Origin of the sequence: Reichenbachiella sp. 5M10, from assembly GCF_002742335.1 — a bacterium.
Classification (GTDB): domain Bacteria; phylum Bacteroidota; class Bacteroidia; order Cytophagales; family Cyclobacteriaceae; genus Reichenbachiella.
Genome location: NZ_MDGR01000007.1, coordinates 356,306 through 374,634, shown reverse-complemented (window position 1 = coordinate 374,634; position 18,329 = coordinate 356,306). Strand labels below are relative to the sequence as shown.

At 44.5% G+C, this 18,329-nt stretch carries 18 protein-coding genes; 8 read left to right on the top strand and 10 right to left on the bottom strand.

The window, feature by feature from the left end; translation table 11 throughout:
• Nucleotides 1-6: 6 nt before the first annotated feature.
• From BFP72_RS01590 to BFP72_RS01575, 4 genes are all read right to left on the bottom strand, one after another.
• The gene (locus BFP72_RS01590; protein WP_073120306.1) at nt 7-573 is read right to left on the bottom strand and encodes a YeeE/YedE family protein; all 567 of its coding nucleotides are present in this window, start codon (nt 571-573) and stop codon (nt 7-9) included.
• A 67-nt stretch (nt 574-640) separates the two neighbouring features.
• Nucleotides 641-976, bottom strand: coding sequence for a rhodanese-like domain-containing protein (locus tag BFP72_RS01585; protein ID WP_255397143.1), 336 nt, complete (start codon nt 974-976; stop codon nt 641-643).
• Between the two features lie 134 nt (nt 977-1,110).
• Entirely contained in the window at nt 1,111-1,425 is a 315-nt protein-coding gene (locus tag BFP72_RS01580; RefSeq protein WP_099597436.1) for a rhodanese-like domain-containing protein, read from the bottom strand.
• A gap of 22 nt (nt 1,426-1,447) precedes the next feature.
• Nucleotides 1,448-2,857: a rhodanese-like domain-containing protein gene (locus tag BFP72_RS01575; protein WP_099597435.1), complete on the bottom strand. Its 1,410-nt coding sequence runs from the start codon at nt 2,855-2,857 to the stop codon at nt 1,448-1,450.
• 271 nt (nt 2,858-3,128) lie between these two features.
• Between BFP72_RS01575 and BFP72_RS01570 the strand changes: the two genes are divergently transcribed.
• Nucleotides 3,129-4,229, top strand: coding sequence for a T9SS type A sorting domain-containing protein (locus BFP72_RS01570; RefSeq protein WP_099597434.1), 1,101 nt, complete (start codon nt 3,129-3,131; stop codon nt 4,227-4,229).
• Nucleotides 4,230-4,234: 5 nt separating this feature from the next.
• Here the strand turns inward: BFP72_RS01570 and metX are convergent, their stop codons facing one another.
• Nucleotides 4,235-5,254 carry a homoserine O-acetyltransferase gene (gene metX / locus BFP72_RS01565; protein ID WP_099597433.1) on the bottom strand — a complete coding sequence of 340 codons (1,020 nt, stop codon included), beginning with the start codon at nt 5,252-5,254 and terminating at the stop codon, nt 4,235-4,237.
• Nucleotides 5,255-5,385: 131 nt separating this feature from the next.
• Between metX and BFP72_RS01560 the strand changes: the two genes are divergently transcribed.
• The 3 genes from BFP72_RS01560 to BFP72_RS01550 all read left to right on the top strand — a co-directional run bounded on the left by BFP72_RS01560 (nt 5,386) and on the right by BFP72_RS01550 (nt 7,184).
• Nucleotides 5,386-6,567 carry an O-succinylhomoserine sulfhydrylase gene (locus BFP72_RS01560; protein ID WP_099597432.1) on the top strand — a complete coding sequence of 394 codons (1,182 nt, stop codon included), beginning with the start codon at nt 5,386-5,388 and terminating at the stop codon, nt 6,565-6,567.
• Between the two features lie 105 nt (nt 6,568-6,672).
• On the top strand, nt 6,673-6,879 hold the full coding sequence (locus BFP72_RS01555) for an addiction module protein (RefSeq protein ID WP_099597431.1): 207 nt from the start codon (nt 6,673-6,675) through the stop codon (nt 6,877-6,879).
• 5 nt (nt 6,880-6,884) lie between these two features.
• Nucleotides 6,885-7,184: a type II toxin-antitoxin system RelE/ParE family toxin gene (locus BFP72_RS01550; protein WP_099597430.1), complete on the top strand. Its 300-nt coding sequence runs from the start codon at nt 6,885-6,887 to the stop codon at nt 7,182-7,184.
• Nucleotides 7,185-7,187: 3 nt separating this feature from the next.
• Here BFP72_RS01550 and BFP72_RS01545 read toward each other — a convergent pair whose 3' ends face one another.
• Nucleotides 7,188-8,306: an acyl-CoA desaturase gene (locus tag BFP72_RS01545; RefSeq protein WP_099597429.1), complete on the bottom strand. Its 1,119-nt coding sequence runs from the start codon at nt 8,304-8,306 to the stop codon at nt 7,188-7,190.
• 121 nt (nt 8,307-8,427) lie between these two features.
• Here BFP72_RS01545 and BFP72_RS01540 point away from each other — a divergent pair, with 121 nt between their 5' ends.
• Nucleotides 8,428-9,867 carry a sodium:solute symporter gene (locus BFP72_RS01540; protein WP_099597428.1) on the top strand — a complete coding sequence of 480 codons (1,440 nt, stop codon included), beginning with the start codon at nt 8,428-8,430 and terminating at the stop codon, nt 9,865-9,867.
• A 2-nt stretch (nt 9,868-9,869) separates the two neighbouring features.
• Here the strand turns inward: BFP72_RS01540 and BFP72_RS01535 are convergent, their stop codons facing one another.
• Together BFP72_RS01535 and mltG are read right to left on the bottom strand one after the other, a co-directional pair.
• Nucleotides 9,870-10,205: an MGMT family protein gene (locus BFP72_RS01535; RefSeq protein WP_099597427.1), complete on the bottom strand. Its 336-nt coding sequence runs from the start codon at nt 10,203-10,205 to the stop codon at nt 9,870-9,872.
• A 2-nt stretch (nt 10,206-10,207) separates the two neighbouring features.
• Complete coding sequence (gene mltG, locus BFP72_RS01530) at nt 10,208-11,248, bottom strand: endolytic transglycosylase MltG (RefSeq protein WP_255397142.1); 1,041 nt, start codon at nt 11,246-11,248, stop codon at nt 10,208-10,210.
• A gap of 97 nt (nt 11,249-11,345) precedes the next feature.
• Here mltG and BFP72_RS01525 point away from each other — a divergent pair, with 97 nt between their 5' ends.
• From BFP72_RS01525 to BFP72_RS01515, 3 genes are all read left to right on the top strand, one after another.
• Nucleotides 11,346-11,975 carry an L-threonylcarbamoyladenylate synthase gene (locus BFP72_RS01525; RefSeq protein ID WP_099597425.1) on the top strand — a complete coding sequence of 210 codons (630 nt, stop codon included), beginning with the start codon at nt 11,346-11,348 and terminating at the stop codon, nt 11,973-11,975.
• On the top strand, nt 11,972-12,577 hold the full coding sequence (locus BFP72_RS01520) for a WbqC family protein (RefSeq protein WP_099597424.1): 606 nt from the start codon (nt 11,972-11,974) through the stop codon (nt 12,575-12,577). The genes BFP72_RS01525 and BFP72_RS01520 overlap by 4 nt, the downstream gene beginning before the upstream one ends.
• A gap of 100 nt (nt 12,578-12,677) precedes the next feature.
• Nucleotides 12,678-15,227, top strand: coding sequence for an ATP-dependent Clp protease ATP-binding subunit (locus tag BFP72_RS01515; RefSeq protein ID WP_099597423.1), 2,550 nt, complete (start codon nt 12,678-12,680; stop codon nt 15,225-15,227).
• Nucleotides 15,228-15,308: 81 nt separating this feature from the next.
• Here the strand turns inward: BFP72_RS01515 and BFP72_RS01510 are convergent, their stop codons facing one another.
• Nucleotides 15,309-17,420, bottom strand: coding sequence for a VWA domain-containing protein (locus BFP72_RS01510; protein WP_099597422.1), 2,112 nt, complete (start codon nt 17,418-17,420; stop codon nt 15,309-15,311).
• Nucleotides 17,421-17,475: 55 nt separating this feature from the next.
• Entirely contained in the window at nt 17,476-18,222 is a 747-nt protein-coding gene (gene fabG / locus BFP72_RS01505; RefSeq protein WP_099597421.1) for a 3-oxoacyl-[acyl-carrier-protein] reductase, read from the bottom strand.
• Nucleotides 18,223-18,329 lie beyond the last annotated feature (107 nt).

The following is an 18,329-nucleotide window of genomic DNA, read 5'->3' as shown; positions in this document are numbered from 1 at the left end:
CGTGTTTTAGAGTGCCAATAAATGAGGTAAGACCAAATGCGTCATGATCAATCCACCTATAAAAAAACCAATGACAGCCACCAGTGATGGTAACTCAAGGTTACTGAGCCCCGTGATCGCATGCCCCGATGTACACCCACCTGCGTAGCGCGTCCCAAAACCTACGAATACACCACCCAACACCATCAACAGACCACCCTTGAGCGTGAACAATGACTCCCAAGAGAAGAGTTCCTTGGGCAAATAATCTGCCCCAGCATCGATAATCTGAAACTGCTTCAAGCTATCGACCGTAGACTGGGAGATCGCGACAGCAGTATCTGGTGTCAAATACTCATGTGCGATATAGCCTCCAATCAATGTCCCTAGTACGAATACCAAATTCCAGACTTTATCCTTCCAGTCCACTTTGAAATAATCCACGAATCTCCCTGCTCCTGCTATGGAACACATCGTCTCTAGATTGCTCGATATCCCAAATCGCTTCCCAAAATACATCAAGACCACCAACACCACGGCGATCAAAGGCCCAGCCACATACCAGGGCCAAGGCTGACTTATCCATTCTATCATTTTTTTCTCGTTTGCTTACTGTGGAATACACCTTTCGGCTAAAATTAGTTTCCTCCCCAAGATCGAATCAGTGAGATTCCTTCAATTCTTGTACTATACCATTGAGTGACATCCATCCGCCCCCATTGTAGGCAGTGATCCCTGCAGACTTGGCCTGAGAGGTAGCCCTCCCGCTTCGCATACCACTCGCACAGCAGAATACCACTGGCTTCCCTGCAGCTTTAAGCCCCTCCAACTGACTACCTATTCTATCCAAAGGATAATTGTGCGCTCCAGCGACATGTCCTCCCTGAAACTCCGCAGGAGACCGTACATCGACGATCACTGCACCATCTTTCAATGCTTCCACCATGACTTCCTTACTCTTTTTTCCGAACCCTAATAAATCCAATAACCCCATCATTCTATTTTTTTACTCTACAAAAATACAGTCTCCGTTTGCCCTAAAATGTAACATATGTTACGGTGGGGCAAAAACAAGAAAGCCTATTGCAAAGTTGCAATAGGCTTTCTTTCGTGTCTTGTTCGCGTAGTGGATTACTCTTCCAAATCACCAGTCCATGCCATCACACCACCTTCTAAGTTGTACAGTTCCCCGGCAAAGCCCATGCCTTCCATGAGGCCACAGGCCTGCCCACTACGGTTACCACTGCGGCAGTAGATGTAGTAGTTTTTGGCTTTGTCAAGCTTCTCTACTTCCTTAGGAAATTCTGGATTGAAAAAGTCCAACAAGATCGCTCCTTTGATATAGCCAGAATCCCACTCCTGCTGTGTTCTCACGTCCAACAAGACAGCATTGTCATCAGCGGCCAATTTCTCAGCAAATTCTTCTTCATCAATATTTTCGTACATGGTAAATAACTTTTGATTGATCCTACTTTAATGTCGAAGGGCAAACATAATCTGACTTTTTGATTCCTGTCTCCTGTATGGCTTTAAATCCACCTGCCACGTCCGCGATATTGTAAAAACCACGTGATTTTAGAATCGAGCTGGCGATGACAGACCGGTAGCCACTCGCACAGTGGATGTAATATTTCTCATTCTTGTCCAGTTCGTCCATGTGACCATTGATGAAATCCAAAGGAAACGACAAAGCTCCATCGACATGCTCTGAAGCATACTCTCCTGGCTTGCGCGCATCCATCACAGTCATGGACTCACTAGCCATGCGCTGTTCTAGCTCCTCGGCAGTGACCGATTCGATACTGTCGGTATCCTTGCCCGCTTGTTTCCAAGCTGTCATTCCTCCCTTGAGATATCCGAGCGTATTGTCATACCCTACGCGGGAAAGTCTGGTCAGGACTTCCTCTTCACGCCCCTCATCAGCCACCAATACGATCGGTTGTTTCAAATCCGTAATCAAAGCACCTACCCATGGCGCAAAACTCCCATCGATCCCGATGAATATAGCATTAGGAATGTGTGACGCCACAAAATCCGTCTTGCTACGCGTATCCAACACCAATGCACCTTCGTGGTTGGCCATCGCTTCGAAAACATCTACATCCAAGGCTATATTTCCTTTGGCCATTACCTCATCGATGCTGTCATAGCCTGACTTATTCATCATGGCATTCTTGGCAAAGTACTGTGGGGGAGGCAAAATCCCAGAAGTCACCTCTTTGATGAACTCCTCACGCGTCATGTCTGCTCTGAGTGCGTAGTTTACTTCCTTTTGGTTGCCCAGCGTATCCCACGTCTCCTTGGACATGTTCTTGCCACAAGCCGACCCAGCACCATGCGCTGGATAGACTATCACCTCGTCTGGCAAAGTCATAATTTTATCCCTCAAACTATCGAACAAATGACTCGCCAAATCCTCTCGCGTCAAATCCGTCTTCACCGCTAGATCAGGCCGTCCTACATCCCCGATAAACAAAGTGTCCCCCGAGAATATCGCATGTTCCCTACCCGACTCGTCGTAGAGCAAATAAGTGCTGCTCTCCATGGTGTGTCCTGGGGTATGTAGGAGTTTGATCCTAACATCTCCAAGCTCAAAAACCTCACCATCCGTACCGATGTGACTCTCAAAAGCCGTCTCTGCATTCGGACCATAGACGATCTGCCCACCAGTCTTCTGAGCAAGGTCCACATGCCCAGACACGAAATCCGCATGAAAATGTGTTTCGAAAATATATTTGATGGCTGCACCGTCTGCTTCGGCCTTAGCGATGTACGAGCCTACTTCACGCAGCGGATCAATGATGGCTGCCTCTCCCTTGCTCTCGATGTAGTACGCTCCCTGCGCCAAACACCCAGTATATATCTGTTCTATCTTCATGAGTCAATGTTTTTAAAGTTCTTCATTTAAACTATACAACAAAGGTACGGCTCTAACCATCTTGGGATTGTAACAATAGTTACATCAAGAAATAAGTTTGCTCATTCTATTATTAACCCGCCATTAAAAATGTATTAACTATAGATTGTTTAGCTCTATTCCATGAATTAATCCATGGAATATCATGATTTAGATCAATACATATGCAGGTTTGGATCTAAGCTCTTAAATTTAAACAACCATTGCCTACCGACTACCTAAACCTACAAGCATGCCCTTTAACAAAGGTAAATTTATATTACTCTGTGCACTCGTATCACCAATTCTTAGCTTAGCACAAACATGTCCAGCCATAGATGGAAGTGACCTCTCTCTCGGAGGGACTTTCAACATCTCTACAGATTGTAGCATTACAAATACCGGAGATGTCCTTTCCAATGCCAACATTGTTATTGAAGAAACGGGTTCTTTGACAATTACTTCTCCTACCTTTATTCAAAATGGAGGATTGATCACCGTGCAAGGGGATGATACTTCCCCTAATGGTTTAGTAGAAATAAACGGCAGCTTTTCAATCGATTTTGGAGCGAACATTACGATAGAAGAAGGAGCGCAATTCACTATAGATGGGGACACTTTCTTTGGCAATATATCTTCCACAATGCTCGAGTTAGACGGCACCATGAATATCACGGGAGGTCTGCAAACAGGTAGCTTTGGGATTTTATCGGGAAATGGGGCTCTAATAGTAGATGGAGTCATCACCAATAGTGGGACAGATGACTCAGGGTACTATGGTACAGTATCCTGCAATGGCGGGGCTTGTTCTGCACTACCCGTTGAGCTCATTTCCTTTAGTGTCAATGCCTCTAATCACTATGCTTATCTTGAATGGGTCACAGCCACCGAAATCGATAACTTAGGGTTTGAAATACAAAAAAGCACGAATGGCTTGCAATACGAAACGATTGGATTTATCGAAGGAAACGGCACAACCAACCAAAAACAGTATTATTCTTTCACAGACTTGAACTTCAACGAAAGTGCGTACTATCGATTAAAACAACTTGATTACCATGAGACTCATGTATTTAGTCCAACGTTATTTCTTCAAGCTCCTTCTCAAACAAACATCACTTTGTTTCCTAGTACTGTAAGCCGAGAGGTTCAATTTTCTTCAAGTACCAATCCCTATACAATGATGCTTACCAACTCTTTTGGGCATGTGATCCTATCCCACAATTCACCGGCATCAATAGAGACGATTGGTAATATGATCAATCAAAAAATTCCTTCCTTGCCATCGGGACTCTACTTAGTTAAGCTCTCTTCTCCTACAGGTCAACAAACATTGAAGTTCCTTAAAAATTAGATGCTCTACTGTAAAAACTCCTTCATCAGGACGTTGATCTTACCGAATTCTGTCAGGAAACCATCGTGTCCATAGAGGGATTTGATTTCACGGTAAGTGACCTTAGGGATGTGTGAGGCGATCCACTCTTGTTCGTCACAGGCGAATAGGATGTCAGAGTCTATAGAAATCTGGAGCACCTCCGCTTGGATCAGTTGCAGTGCCGCCTCTACCCCGCCGCGATCACGGCCGATATCATGCGAGTCCATTCCCTTGGTCATCGACCAAAGCAGGTAGCCTTGAAACTTGCGATCGATCAGTTTCTTGCCCTGGTACCTCATATAAGAGTCTGCCCGAAAATCATCCATCTTGGATATCTCGTCAGCTTGGGTCTGATTAAAGATCGTATGGTTGCGATAAGACAACATCCCAATGGCACGCGCCGCAGCGACTCCATGTTCACCCGCACGCATATCGTGGTCTCTCCAAGTCGGATCAGCCTCTATGGCAATGCGTTGCGCACTGTGTACAGCCAGTCTCCATGGCGACTCTTTAGGCCCAGTCACTACTAAGATCAGTTTTTCGAAGAACTCTGGTTCTTGTACCGCCCATTCGTAGGCCTGAAAACCACCCATCGAGCCACCGAGCCCTATGGCTACTTTTTTGATTCCGAGATGATCCCTCAGCAACTGGTGCGCAGCGATCATGTCACGTATCGTGTACATCGGAAAATCCGAATAATATGGTGCCCCCGTCTCTGGGTTGATGGTCAGCGGACTAGAGGTCCCGTAGGGTGAGCCGAGTATATTGGCACATACAATGAAATACTTCTGAGGACTGAGGGCTGATTCGTCCGTGAGGATATCGCCCCACCAATCCGCCAAATTAGAATTGGCAGTAAGCGCATGAAATACCCAGACCACATTGTCCTTGGCCTCATTGAGTTCACCCCACGTATGGTAGGCAATCTCCAAAGCAGGCAACTCCCCTCCCCGCTCTAGCGGAAAGTTTTTTTCAATCTTCAGTATTTGTGGCTTGTCACTCATAAATTTACGCGACCGCAAACCTAAGTAAATGTATGATAATAGTCATCGCTCTTCCTTCAATTTCAGGGAAGAAAAAGCCATATTTGCACCTTGCTCAAAACAGGGCAATTCGTCAATTGATTAGATAGAAGATGAGTAAAGTCAATAAGCATTTCGAAACAGAAGCCATTAGGACACAGATAGAAACAACTCCAGAAAAGGAGCACTCTACACCGATGTACTTGACGTCAAGCTTTTTGTTTGACGATGTGGAAGAAATGCGCGCGACTTTTGCCAGCGAAATCGATCGCAATACCTACAGCCGATTTACCAACCCCAACACCAGTGAACTCATCGATAAGATGTGCAAGTTGGAAAAAGCAGAGGCGGGATTCGCTACCGCTACTGGGATGTCGGCGATCTTCACCACCTTCATGACGATATTGTCAGCGGGTGATCACATGCTCTCCGTCCGATCGATCTTCGGCTCGACGCATACGATTTTCAGCAAGTTTCTGCCCAAGTACAACATCAGCAGTGACTATGTCGACCTCAACGACACCAGTAGCTGGGACGCAGCTGTCAAACCTAACTCTAAGTTGCTATACCTAGAGACACCTACTAACCCTGGGATTGAATTGATCGACCTGGATTTTGCGAGCGCGTTTTGCAAAAAGCATGATCTGATATTGATCGTAGACAATTGTTTTGCTACACCATATATTCAGCGTCCAATCGAGTTTGGGGCAGATTTGGTCATCCACTCTGCCACCAAGTACATCGATGGTCAAGGTCGCGTGATGGGTGGCATGGTACTCGGTCGCAAAGACTTGATCGCAGACATTTTTACTTTTTCGAGAAGTACTGGACCTTCCCTGTCTCCTTTCAACGCATGGATTCTATCCAAGAGCTTGGAAACCCTCGCCGTGCGTATGGATCGACACAGCGAAAACGCACTCAAACTAGCTGAATATCTAGAAGCACATCCGCAGGTAGAATGGGTACGTTATCCTTTCCTTCCTTCACATCCGCAGCACGAAATTGCCAAAAAACAGATGAGTACGGGCGGCGGTATGGTTTCGTTTGGAATCAAAGGAGGCTTAGAAGCAGGCAAGACTTTCTTGGAAGGTGTAGAGATGTGCTCGCTCAGTGCCAATCTGGGTGACACGCGTACCATCGTAACGCACCCTGCCTCGACGACTCATGCCAAACTCACCGATGAAGAGCGTGAAGCAACAGGCATCACCGCCAACTTGATTCGTCTCTCCGTAGGGCTAGAACACATCGAAGACATCCAAGCGGACCTAGACATTGCTTTCGCAAAGTGTAAGTAAATCTCATAAGTACTATTTAACAATATTGATTTTTGATCATCCATTTGTTTTTCCGATTCAAAAAAGCCTTATTGTATTCTTTATTAGGACTTTAAATCATGTCTCATGAAAATCACACTTGACATACAGGACAATAGGTTTGACACCTTTATGGATTTAATTCAGACCTTAGATTACGTATCTATCAACGAAGAAAAATCTGTTCCCGAATGGCAACAACAAGAAGTTTCTAAGCGCCTAGAACTTGTCGATAGTGGAGAAATGAAAACGAGGAGTTGGGACAGTGCAAAAAAGGATTTGTTTAAAAAATAGGCAGCATGGCGTACGCTGTAGAAATCACAAAGGCTGCTGAAGAAGATATTCGTGATGCCTATTTATTCTACACCGAACAAAACAACGGGTTAGGACATGCCTTTGAAGTTAGACTCCAACAAGCCATAGATAGCATCCATACATTTCCGTTCAAATCACAAACCCGATTCGAGCAAACCCGAATCATCTACCTGAAGAAATTCCCCTACGGTGTTCATTTTCGAATCGACAAGAGTAATTCTACGATACTAATCGTAGCTGTATTTCACACCTCCAGAGATTCTGATCTTTGGACAACCCGCTAGCAGCTACGCTGCAGCCTTTGCAGGCAAACCTAAGGCTTTGAGCATACGCCCATGTGCCAATAGTGCCGATCTAAATGTCGGTTCTGCGTAGTAAGGATAATTGTACTCTGCAGCAGTTTCTTTGACAATCTTAGCCAGATGCTTGTAATGCACATGGCATATATGCGGAAACAAATGGTGCTCGATTTGGAAATTCAACCCACCAGCGTACCAATCCAATATTCGGTTTTGATTCCCGAAATTCACAGTGGTGTACAGTTGATGTACCGTCCACGAATACTCCATGTTACCGTCTTTGTCTGGTGCTGGAAAATCCACTTCATTCATCAGGTGTGCAGGCTGAAAAATCACCGCCAAGCCCATACCTGCCACAAAGTGCATGAGCATAAACCCACCGAAAATCTGCCATCCCGTATACGAAGTGAAATAGACCGGTACACCGATCGCATAGATATAATACACGACCTTTGTTAGGATCAATATCACATACTCTCCTGCAATACTCTTCGTGTTTTTGGCCAACAAGCCTTCCTTGTTGTATCGCGTGATCTTAGCAAAATCCTTGAACGTCACCCAAAAGAAAGTCCCCAGCCCGTAGAAAAACCATGCATACAAATACTGGTACTTATGAATAGGCTTCAACTTCGTCCCTGGAGAAAATCTCAAAATAGCCTTCGGCTCTATATCTTCATCATGCTCTTCGATATTGGTATAGGTGTGGTGCTTGACATTGTGCTGGATACGCCAGTTGATGGCATTGCCTCCTACGAGGTTTAATGTATAGCCGAGGATTTTGTTGACCGTACGGTTAGAAGAATACGCCCCATGAATCGCATCATGCATGATCGACAACCCGATTCCAGCCATTCCCATCCCCATGATGATCATCAGGCCTAAAGCTACGAGACCTTGTGGTTCCATTAGAATGACCACAAAGTAGGGCACAATAAACATAGACAACATCACTACCGTTTTGATGTACAACGTCGCATTCCCGTGTTTGGAAATCCCGTTTGACTGGAAGTATTCGTTCACTCGTTTGTTCAATGTCTGAACGAATTGTTTCGAAGTAGCATCTTCATGATTGAATGATACCTTCTCCGCGGTAGCTCTCTCTTGCATAAGCGGCAAATTTACGTCTAAATACTATGAGAACCCACCCACCCCTTCATTATTCTCTTGAGCTGGACAAGCCCGACATGGTGAAATTTGATATGTTTGCCGTCGGTCCAACACACTACTCATGAGCCCACTATTGGTATTTCTTATCATCGCTGGATATTTCGCTGTTTTGATGCTTATCGCAAAATGGACGAGTCAAGACATAACCACCGAGTCCTTTTTCACTGCCAACCGTCAGTCTCCTTGGTACTTGGTAGCCTTTGGGATGATTGGGGCTTCCCTCTCTGGGGTCACCTTCATTTCCGTACCTGGGGAAGTAGGTAGTAGTCACTGGTCCTACTTCCAAATTGTCTTGGGTTATCTTCTTGGGTACTTAGTCATTGGCAAGGTGCTCTTACCTCTCTACTATCGACTCAACCTAGTCTCAATCTACCAGTACCTCCAAGGTCGATTTGGCCAATCCTCCTACAAAACCGGCGCATTCTTTTTCTTGATTTCTAGAGTAATTGGAGCTGCTTTCCGACTATTTCTCGTTGCGACCGTGCTTCAAGTCGCCTTTTTCGATGCGTTTGAGATTCCTTTTGCAGCATCTGTGTTTGTCACTATTGCACTCATATGGCTCTACACGTTCAAAGGAGGTATCAAAACCATCGTATGGACCGACACTCTGCAGACGCTATTCATGTTGCTCGCCGTTGGCATCAGCATCTGGATCATCGGTACGGATCTTGACTATTCGCCTAGCGAGCTGTTCGCCACGATCCAAAATAGCACCACATCGAACATCTTCATTTGGAATTGGCAGTCACCTCACAACTTCTTCAAACAATTTTTTGCTGGTGCGTTCATCGCAATCGTGATGACTGGGCTAGATCAAGACATGATGCAAAAGAATCTCACATGCCGATCCCTCCAAGACGCACAGAAGAATATGCTCTGGTTCAGTATCGTCTTAGTTTTCGTCAACTTGTTCTTTTTAGGACTAGGAACCTTGCTTTACCATTACGTTGATGTCAAAAATATCGATCTTACACAAACCACCGACGCACTCTTCCCATATCTTGCGATCAACCATTTTGGTTTACTTGGGGGAATCGTTTTCTTATTGGGTGTCACTGCTGCAGCCTATTCCAGTGCAGACTCGGCACTCACGGCATTGACCACCTCATTCTATATTGACTTTTTAGAAAAGAAGCCTGACGAATCAAGCCACACACAGCGCAGATGGATCCATCTCGGTTTTTCTGCACTGATCTTTTTGGTCATACTCATCTTCAAAGCCATCAATGACGACAGTGTCATCAATCAAGTGTTTCGAGTGGCTGGATACACCTACGGCCCCTTGTTGGGCTTGTATGCATTTGGACTATTCACCAGGCGCCCCGTTCAGGACCGATGGGTACCCGTGGTCTGCCTGACAGCCCCTGTACTGACGTTTTTCATCAACAAATACTCCGAAGTTTGGTTTGGAGGGTATCAGTTTGGCTTTGAACTGCTCCTACTCAATGGACTACTCAGTTTCATAGGACTCGCTCTGATCAGCCATTCGTCCAAAGACTAAGTCTAAATCCCCAGCTCAACAGCAGGGTCCCAGACAATGGACTTGAAATGCTGGATCTTATCTTTCTCTACAGTGAGCCCTTCTTCTTCAAGCAGTTCTTGCATGAGGGTCGGAGTAGCAAAATGCGCTTTCCCTGTCAGTAGCCCGTCCCGATTGACCACACGGTGAGCTGGGACATCTGGCACCCCGTGCGCTGCATTCATCGCCCACCCTACCATGCGCGCACTGAGTTTCGTCCCTAGATAATTCGCAATCAGGCCATAACTCGTCGCACGCCCACTTGGGATCAATTTGACCACCTCATACACGTCCTCAAAAAAACTATATTCCTTCGCCATCCTTACCTATACAACCCTGCTTTATTCAATGCACGCTGGTACCGCAGTGCATTGCTATTGTGGTCTTTCAGATTCGTGGCAAAATTGTGATACCCTGAAAAATCTTCCTTGGCACACATATAAATGTATCGATGCTCCTTGTAGTTGAGAACAGCGTCTAAAGAACTTATGCTCGGCATATTGATTGGCCCGGGGGGAAGACCTGTATACTTATACGTATTATATGGAGACTCTATCAGCGTATGCTTGGTCAAGACTCTTTTTATTTCAAAGTCTTGCGCAGCAAATACCAGCGTCGGATCTGCCTGCAGCGGAATCCCTCTTCTCAACCTGTTGAGATACAACCCTGCCACCACTGGGCGTTCGTCAGACATAATCGTCTCAGCCTGCACGATAGAGGCCAGTACCGATATTTGCTTTGGGTTCAAGCCAATCGAATCTGCCTTAGACAATCGCTCGACCGACCAAAATTTATCGTACTCCTTTTTCATTTTCATAAAAAGAGCCAACGGAGTAGTATTCCAGTAGACCTGATAGGTATTGGGTATAAACATCGACACAATCGTCAAACTGTCAAAACCATTCGCTTCGATAAGTGAGTCATTGCGGAGCACTGCTTCGAAATCCTCCTCCGTCATTTCCAAGTTCTTAGTAATTTTTTCCGTCAGATCAGGCACTACCAAGCGTACATTATTGAATGTCACATTGACAGGAGTCTGCTGCCCAGAGCGAAGCAGTCGGATCGCTTCCATATTGCTCATGCCCGGTTCCATGAGATACAACCCTGGCTTGACATGCTCATCATAACTCATCATTTTGGCCAAAAAACTAAAACTGATGTAATCATCCAAATATTTACCTCTTCCCAATTCGTCTTGCACGTATTTGAAATCCGATCCTGTCGGAATGACCAAGGGCTTTGGTTGTCGCTCATATAAGAAATTGGGCGCATATACCACCTGATGAAAATAAAAACCAAAAGAAGAGAGCATCACCGAAAATGAAACAATAGCCGCCCCTAAAATCACTTTTTTCTTATCCATAAGGACGCAAAAATAATTATTTACTCCTAGCAGATTCATTTCTCGAAGTATTTAATCCATAATATTAAAACGATACAATTGATTAATTTTGATCCTTATGAAAACAGAGTTTATCAAACTGTACCAGGAGAACCCTGATCCTCGAAAAATATCACAAATCGTCAACGTCCTACGCAAAGGTGGCGTCATCATCTACCCAACAGACACGATCTACGGGATGGGGTGTGACATATTCAACTCCCGAGCCATCGACCACATCAAGCAACTCAAGGACATTCGCTCCAAAAAAGTGGACTTCTCATTCATATGCTATGATCTGAGTCACATTTCCGAATACACCAAATCACTGGACACCTCTACTTTCAAGCTCATGAAAAAAGCGCTACCAGGGCCTTTCACTTTCATTCTAAACTCCAGTACCAAAGTCCCTAAGATGCTCAACGCATCCAAAAAAACCATCGGTATCCGAGTCCCAGATCATAATATACCAAGAGAAATTGTCCGCGAACTTGAAAACCCCATCATCACAACATCCATACATCATGACGATGAAATATTAGAGTATTCTACAGATCCCGAATTGATCTATGAAAAATTCAAGGGCAAAGTGGATATCGTCATCGACGGAGGCTATGGACAAAATATAGCCAGTACAGTCATCGACTGTACCGAAGGGGAGGCTATGGTTGTCAGAGAAGGAATGGGAGACATATCCGATTTTCTATGAAGACGATCATTGACAGTCACTATTTCCCATGCATAGCTTACTTCTCATACCTTAAATCACTGGATGAAGTATGGATAGAGACGCAAGAGCACTTTCAAAAACAGACATATCGCAACCGATGCTACATCCTTGGATCCAACCGCATACTCCCCCTTGCCATCCCGATGATCGGTGGCAATAAGAAAATAAAGATGGAAGATATCCGAATCGAATACACTCACCGTTGGCTCAATGATCACTGGCGAGCCCTACTTTCGGCCTACAACAAATCCCCCTTTTTCGAATATTACGAACAATATCTACACGACATTCTGTTCAAAAAACACGAGCGACTACTCGAACTCAACAATGAAATTCTGTCATTCTGTCTCAAAGCACTACATATTGACACGAAAATAAATTTCACAGAAACCTACGAAAGTAATTCGGAGAACCAATTCAACGACATGAGATCCGCTATTCACCCCAAAAAGCCATATATTTGGTCCAACATCAAAGATCCCGTCTCATACCCGCAATTGTTTGGTAAAGAATTTGCACCCAACTTGAGCATATTGGATTTACTGAGCAATACAGGGCCTGAATCCGACAAATATTTATGAAACTAAACTGCGACTATACAGGTTAATATAATTGATCGTTTTTAAGTTATTGTTTAGTTTTAATTAGATTAAAAATAGTTTTACTACAACGAAGTAGCACATGGAAGCAAAATTTTCGAATCGAGTAAAAGAGGTGATATCACTGAGTCGCGAAGAAGCACTCAGATTGGGGCACGATTATATCGGTACAGAACACCTCATACTTGGCATGATACGCGAGGGTGAGGGAGTTGCTATCAGCTTGTTGAAGAAGTTAGGCGTTTCACTTGACGAACTCAGAGCATCGATTGAAAAAGCAACAAAAGGTTCTGCTACCAACAATGTAAAAAACCTAGCCAATATCCCTTTGACACGACAGTCAGAGAAGGTATTGAAAATCACATACCTAGAGGCAAAAATATTCAAGAGCCAATTGATCGGTACCGAGCATCTTCTGCTCTCTATACTGAGAGATGAGGACAATATCGGTACACAAATTTTAGACAAATTTGATGTCGCCTACGATGTAGTCAAAGAGTTGCTCGAGTATCAAACTGAGCACCCAATGTCCTCTTCATCGGACACAGACGAACCAGAAGACGATTCTAGGCTATTTGGTGCTGGTGGCAGTGGCGGATCATCGAGCAAGGATCCATCAGGCAAAGGAGGTGAGAAATCAAGAACTCCTGTCTTGGACAATTTTGGTAGAGACTTGACCAAAATGGCTGAAGATGACAAACTCGACCCTATCGTAGGTCGAGACAAAGAAATCGAACGTGTCGCTCAGATCCTGAGCCGTAGAAAGAAAAACAACCCGATCCTAATCGGTGAGCCAGGTGTTGGTAAAACAGCCATCGCTGAGGGACTTGCCCTTAGAATCATCCAGAAAAAAGTCTCTAGAGTATTGTTTGGCAAACGAGTCGTAACACTCGACTTAGCCTCACTCGTTGCAGGAACGAAGTACAGAGGCCAGTTCGAAGAGCGCATGAAGGCCGTAATGAACGAGATCGAAAAATCTCCAGAAGTCATCCTGTTTATCGATGAACTACATACGATAGTAGGAGCTGGTGGTGCTTCAGGATCACTTGATGCCTCCAACATGTTCAAGCCAGCACTTGCTCGTGGAGAAATCCAATGCATCGGAGCGACTACATTGGATGAATACAGACAATACATCGAAAAGGACGGAGCGTTGGCGAGACGATTCCAAATGGTAATGGTAGATGCTACGACGAAAGATGAAACCGTACAAATCCTAAATAACATCAAAGATAAATACGAAGATCATCACAATGTCAACTACACCAAGGAAGCTATCGAAGCATGTGTAAGTCTATCCGACAGATACATCAGCGATAGATTCCTTCCAGACAAGGCTATAGACGTCATGGACGAAGCGGGCTCTAGAGTCCATATCAATAACATCTATGTACCAGACGAAATCGTCAGTCTAGAAGAGTCCATCGAGGCAGTCAAAGTCGAAAAAAATCAGGTCGTCAAAAGTCAGAAATACGAAGAAGCCGCGCAGTTGCGAGACAAAGAGAAAAAACTCATCGAGCAACTCGAGCTAGCTAAGGCCAAGTGGGAAGAAGAAACCAAGTCTCAGCGATTCGAAGTATCCGAAGAAAACGTGGCTGAAGTCATCGCTATGATGACGGGAGTACCTGTCAAGCGAATCGCACAAAAGGAAAGCAAGAAGTTGCTCAGCATGAAAGAAGACTTGCAAAAACAAGTCATCGGACAGGATGAGGTAATCGCCAAATTGACCAAAGCGATCCAAAGAACTAGAGTAGGATTGAAAGATCCAAACAAGCCAATTGGTTCGTTTGTATTCTTGGGACCTACGGGTGTCGGAAAAACCGAATTGGCCAAAGTACTCTCCAAGTACCTCTTTGACAAAGACGATGCCTTGGTCAGAATTGACATGAGTGAATACATGGAAAAATTCTCTGTATCAAGACTCGTGGGGGCACCTCCGGGATATGTAGGCTATGAAGAAGGGGGACAACTTACTGAAAAAGTGAGAAGAAAACCTTACAGTGTGGTACTATTAGACGAAATAGAGAAAGCACACCCCGATGTGTTCAATATCCTTCTTCAAGTATTGGATGATGGCATATTGACCGATGGATTGGGGCGTAAAGTTGACTTTAGAAACACCGTCATCATCATGACTTCTAACATAGGAGCACGAGACCTCAAGGATTTTGGATCAGGTATCGGTTTCATGAACAAAAACAAAAAAGAGAACTTGGATGATATCATGAAATCAACCATCCAAAGTGCTTTGAAAAAGGCATTCTCTCCAGAGTTTTTGAACAGACTAGATGATGTGATTGTCTTCAACTCACTGGAGCGTGAAAACATTCACAAAATCATCGACATTTCGTTGGACAAACTACTCGAGCGCGTGATAGAGCTAGGGTACAACGTAGAGTTGACAAGCAAAGCCAAAGACTTCTTGGCAGATAAAGGATACGATCAGGCCTTTGGTGCTCGTCCACTCAACAGAGCCATACAGAAGTATCTCGAAGACCAAATAGCGGAATTCATCCTCCAGGGCAATGTACAAGAAGGAGATACGCTCCTAGCTGATCACAGCGAAGGTGCGGAAGAACTGGATATATCCGTCAAAAAGCAAAAAGCTAAAAAAGAAAAGAAAGAAGAATAAACTTGAAGTCTATTCCTTCTTGAATTCAAACACAGTTTGAAACACAGAAAACCTGTTAGCTACTAACAGGTTTTCTGTGTTTCAATACCCTCCTGAATACTTACGGGCAAACCACTCTGTACTGGCTAGAGTCAAAACCAACACCCAGCACCACCACAGATTGATTGCAGGGTACACATCTTCCTCAAAATGGACACGTCCTTTGAAAGCAAAATCTTCCACATCTCGGTACAGTTTGGCCTGATCGCTAAGCGTATAAAACACCCCGTCATTAGCCTCAGCCAAAGCTCGCATCAAACCAAAGTCTGCCACTTGATCAAATTGTTCCAGCTGCTCGTCTCTAACGATAAAATCCCCATTCACCCTGTCCTTTTTCTCAGTCCATATAGCTTCATACTGATACTTCCCTGCCTCCAAATTGGCAACTTTCAACAGTGAGTATTCTGACGATGGCACAAATGCATATTCTTTACTCAACCCATTCTCAGACATGATCCTCACTTGTAGCTCCTCTCCGTACACCCTCTCATAGATTTCATTGTACAACTCTGACTGAAACTCAACTATTTGGTTTGTACCGTACTCGTTGCGCACTGGATAGAACTTGAACTTACGCTTGTCGACCTTGGTACTCAGGTATTGAACCAACTTGAGAAAGAATTCATCAAAACTATCTGTATTTTCGTACGAAGCGTACTCCTGCAATCGCCACTGCCATATCCCATCAGCTAGCAAATAGGCATGTTTCACGTCCGAATGTAGAGTAGTATACAGTAGGGGGCGCTGAGTAGTCACGGCTCCTACTCGTTGATGCAAGAGCACCTTGGCGTCAGCAGGTATGGTTATTTCCCCGTAGGGAGCCAATACAGGAACAAACTCCTGCCAGCGCTCATTGAGATCCGAAGTCACAATAAACAAATCCATGTCTGGATTGAGCTGTGCTGTAACTAGGTCCTTTTGATTCCTGCGCTGCGCAATAGCCAGTTCTGACGGACCCAGTGGCAATGCATTGAAATTCGTTTGAAACCCTAAGACATAAAACATGGGCACCTTCTGTTCAATCAATTCGTTGACAACTTTCTGTGTCCGTCGACGACTATCAAAGGCATTGTGTACAATAGCCAAGTCCACCTTCTCTATCGGCATCTCACTCAGACCTGGCACGAAGAGCTTCACTTCAAAATTCTTATTCTTTTCGATCACCTCACGCAGAGTCTTGAGATCTGGATGCGGGGCAGGCGCAACCAAAAGGACACTTTGTTTCCCATCAATCACATCTACATAGATGCTCTGGCGATTGTTGGTTTGAATGGATTCCTCCTCAAACCCATCGATTACCACATCCAACCGCTGCAAACCTTGATCCTTCGCCTCCACTTCAAACTCCACTTTGACCAGTCCCTCTTCTCTGTCAAAGACAAGTTGCTTTGAGGCTATTGTCTTTCCTTTTTTGGTGAGTCTAAGCGTCGTTTTTTCATCCAAAAAACCGAAATTATACACTTCTGCAACTATCGGAAAACGATTGCCTTGATAAGCGATCTTATTGAACAGTACATTTCGGATCGCAAGGTCATATTTTTGTGTTGTATCTCCTACTCCGATAGTATGCATCACAAACGGATACGATTGATACACGGGTGATTGCCCACGATTGTACTTACCGTCCGACACTAGATACATTGCTGCTAGATTGGCGTTTTCATAGCGCGCTGCGATTCGTTGCAGCGCAGCACTCAAATCGGTGGTTTGTCCGCTAAACTCCAATTGCGTCCAAGTCTCCAACTCTTGATCGAGGTTACTTTTGAGCACATCGTACCCCTTACCTTCCAAGGTTTCTTCCAAATCCGACACCGTCTGATGGATAGTTCGTACTTGAAGGGAGTCCGTGTGGTTGAGCATCGAAGTAGAATGATCCACGACCAGTACGACTTGGGGTTTTTCAACTTGCTCGATGTATTGATTGAAGAGCGGATTCAATAGAAGGATCCCAAGTGACGTGAAAATCATAACACGCAGCACAAAAAGTAATTTGTTGGTAACGGAGTTCCACGGTGTTTTTTTCGAATAGAGGAGATAGCTGATGGCACAGGCGATCAACAGGTAGAGTGGCAAGAGCCAAACAGAATATTCAAATTGAATGATGGGCAATAGTGCTACGTTTTTGGCATTGGAATCAGAAGAGTTCTCAATCATTCTCCTTCTCAGAATCATCACAACCAAGGATCATCCTGAGAAGGAGTCTCTTGCATTAGGTCAACATCGCTCCACAGATGTTCAATACCTGGCCAGAAATATATGTAGACATATCGGACCCTAAGAACACACAGGCATCAGCTACTTCTTCAGGCTGTCCTCCTCGTTTCATTGGAATGCCTTCTCTCCAACCTTGTACTACCTTTTCGTCCAACACTTCGGTCATTTCCGTCTCGATAAATCCCGGTGCGATAGCATTGCTACGGATATTTCTAGATCCAAGCTCTAATGCCACTGATTTGGTAAACCCAATAATCCCAGCCTTAGAAGCTGCATAATTAGATTGCCCCGCATTGCCCTTCACTCCGACTACAGACGACACGTTGATGATAGAACCCGATTTCTGCTTCATGAAAGTTCGAGTAGCTGCTTTGACCGTATTAAAACATGATTTAAGATTAACGTTGATCACATCATCCCATGCTTCCTCTGTCATACGCATCAAAAGGTTATCTTTGGTAATCCCAGCGTTGTTGATCAATACATCGAGCTGACCAAAATCAGCCACTACGTTACTGACCAATTCCTCTGCTGCATCAAATTTCGATGCATCTGATCGATAGCCCTTGGCTTTCACGCCAAAAGCTTCCAGTTCTGCAACCAACGCCTCGCCTTTCTCTACACTTGACAAATAGGTAAATGCCACATTTGCTCCCTGTTGTGCATATTTGATAGCAATTGCTCTACCGATACCTTTAGAAGCACCTGTCACCAAAGCTGTTTTTCCTTCCAATAATTTCATGTGTGAATTAATTTTTTGTAGTCACCTGATACGCGTATTTGGACACATCTATGCTTTTGAAAAGTCCATGATACTCATTTCATTTGATTGTTTGTAAATGGTTTTCT

Coding starts and splice junctions, on each gene's coding strand:
- BFP72_RS01575 (WP_099597435.1), bottom strand. CDS start 2,857: ATGAAGATAGAACAGATATATACTGGGTGTTTGGCGCAGGGAGCGTAC.
- BFP72_RS01520 (WP_099597424.1), top strand. CDS start 11,972: ATGAAGACGATCATTGACAGTCACTATTTCCCATGCATAGCTTACTTC.
- BFP72_RS01535 (WP_099597427.1), bottom strand. CDS start 10,205: ATGGCGAAGGAATATAGTTTTTTTGAGGACGTGTATGAGGTGGTCAAA.
- BFP72_RS01580 (WP_099597436.1), bottom strand. CDS start 1,425: ATGTACGAAAATATTGATGAAGAAGAATTTGCTGAGAAATTGGCCGCT.
- mltG (WP_255397142.1), bottom strand. CDS start 11,248: ATGGATAAGAAAAAAGTGATTTTAGGGGCGGCTATTGTTTCATTTTCG.
- BFP72_RS01545 (WP_099597429.1), bottom strand. CDS start 8,306: ATGCAAGAGAGAGCTACCGCGGAGAAGGTATCATTCAATCATGAAGAT.
- fabG (WP_099597421.1), bottom strand. CDS start 18,222: ATGAAATTATTGGAAGGAAAAACAGCTTTGGTGACAGGTGCTTCTAAA.
- BFP72_RS01585 (WP_255397143.1), bottom strand. CDS start 976: ATGATGGGGTTATTGGATTTATTAGGGTTCGGAAAAAAGAGTAAGGAA.
- BFP72_RS01540 (WP_099597428.1), top strand. CDS start 8,428: ATGAGCCCACTATTGGTATTTCTTATCATCGCTGGATATTTCGCTGTT.
- BFP72_RS01550 (WP_099597430.1), top strand. CDS start 6,885: ATGGCGTACGCTGTAGAAATCACAAAGGCTGCTGAAGAAGATATTCGT.
- BFP72_RS01560 (WP_099597432.1), top strand. CDS start 5,386: ATGAGTAAAGTCAATAAGCATTTCGAAACAGAAGCCATTAGGACACAG.
- BFP72_RS01555 (WP_099597431.1), top strand. CDS start 6,673: ATGAAAATCACACTTGACATACAGGACAATAGGTTTGACACCTTTATG.
- BFP72_RS01525 (WP_099597425.1), top strand. CDS start 11,346: ATGAAAACAGAGTTTATCAAACTGTACCAGGAGAACCCTGATCCTCGA.
- BFP72_RS01590 (WP_073120306.1), bottom strand. CDS start 573: ATGATAGAATGGATAAGTCAGCCTTGGCCCTGGTATGTGGCTGGGCCT.
- BFP72_RS01515 (WP_099597423.1), top strand. CDS start 12,678: ATGGAAGCAAAATTTTCGAATCGAGTAAAAGAGGTGATATCACTGAGT.
- BFP72_RS01570 (WP_099597434.1), top strand. CDS start 3,129: ATGCCCTTTAACAAAGGTAAATTTATATTACTCTGTGCACTCGTATCA.
- BFP72_RS01510 (WP_099597422.1), bottom strand. CDS start 17,420: ATGATTGAGAACTCTTCTGATTCCAATGCCAAAAACGTAGCACTATTG.
- metX (WP_099597433.1), bottom strand. CDS start 5,254: ATGAGTGACAAGCCACAAATACTGAAGATTGAAAAAAACTTTCCGCTA.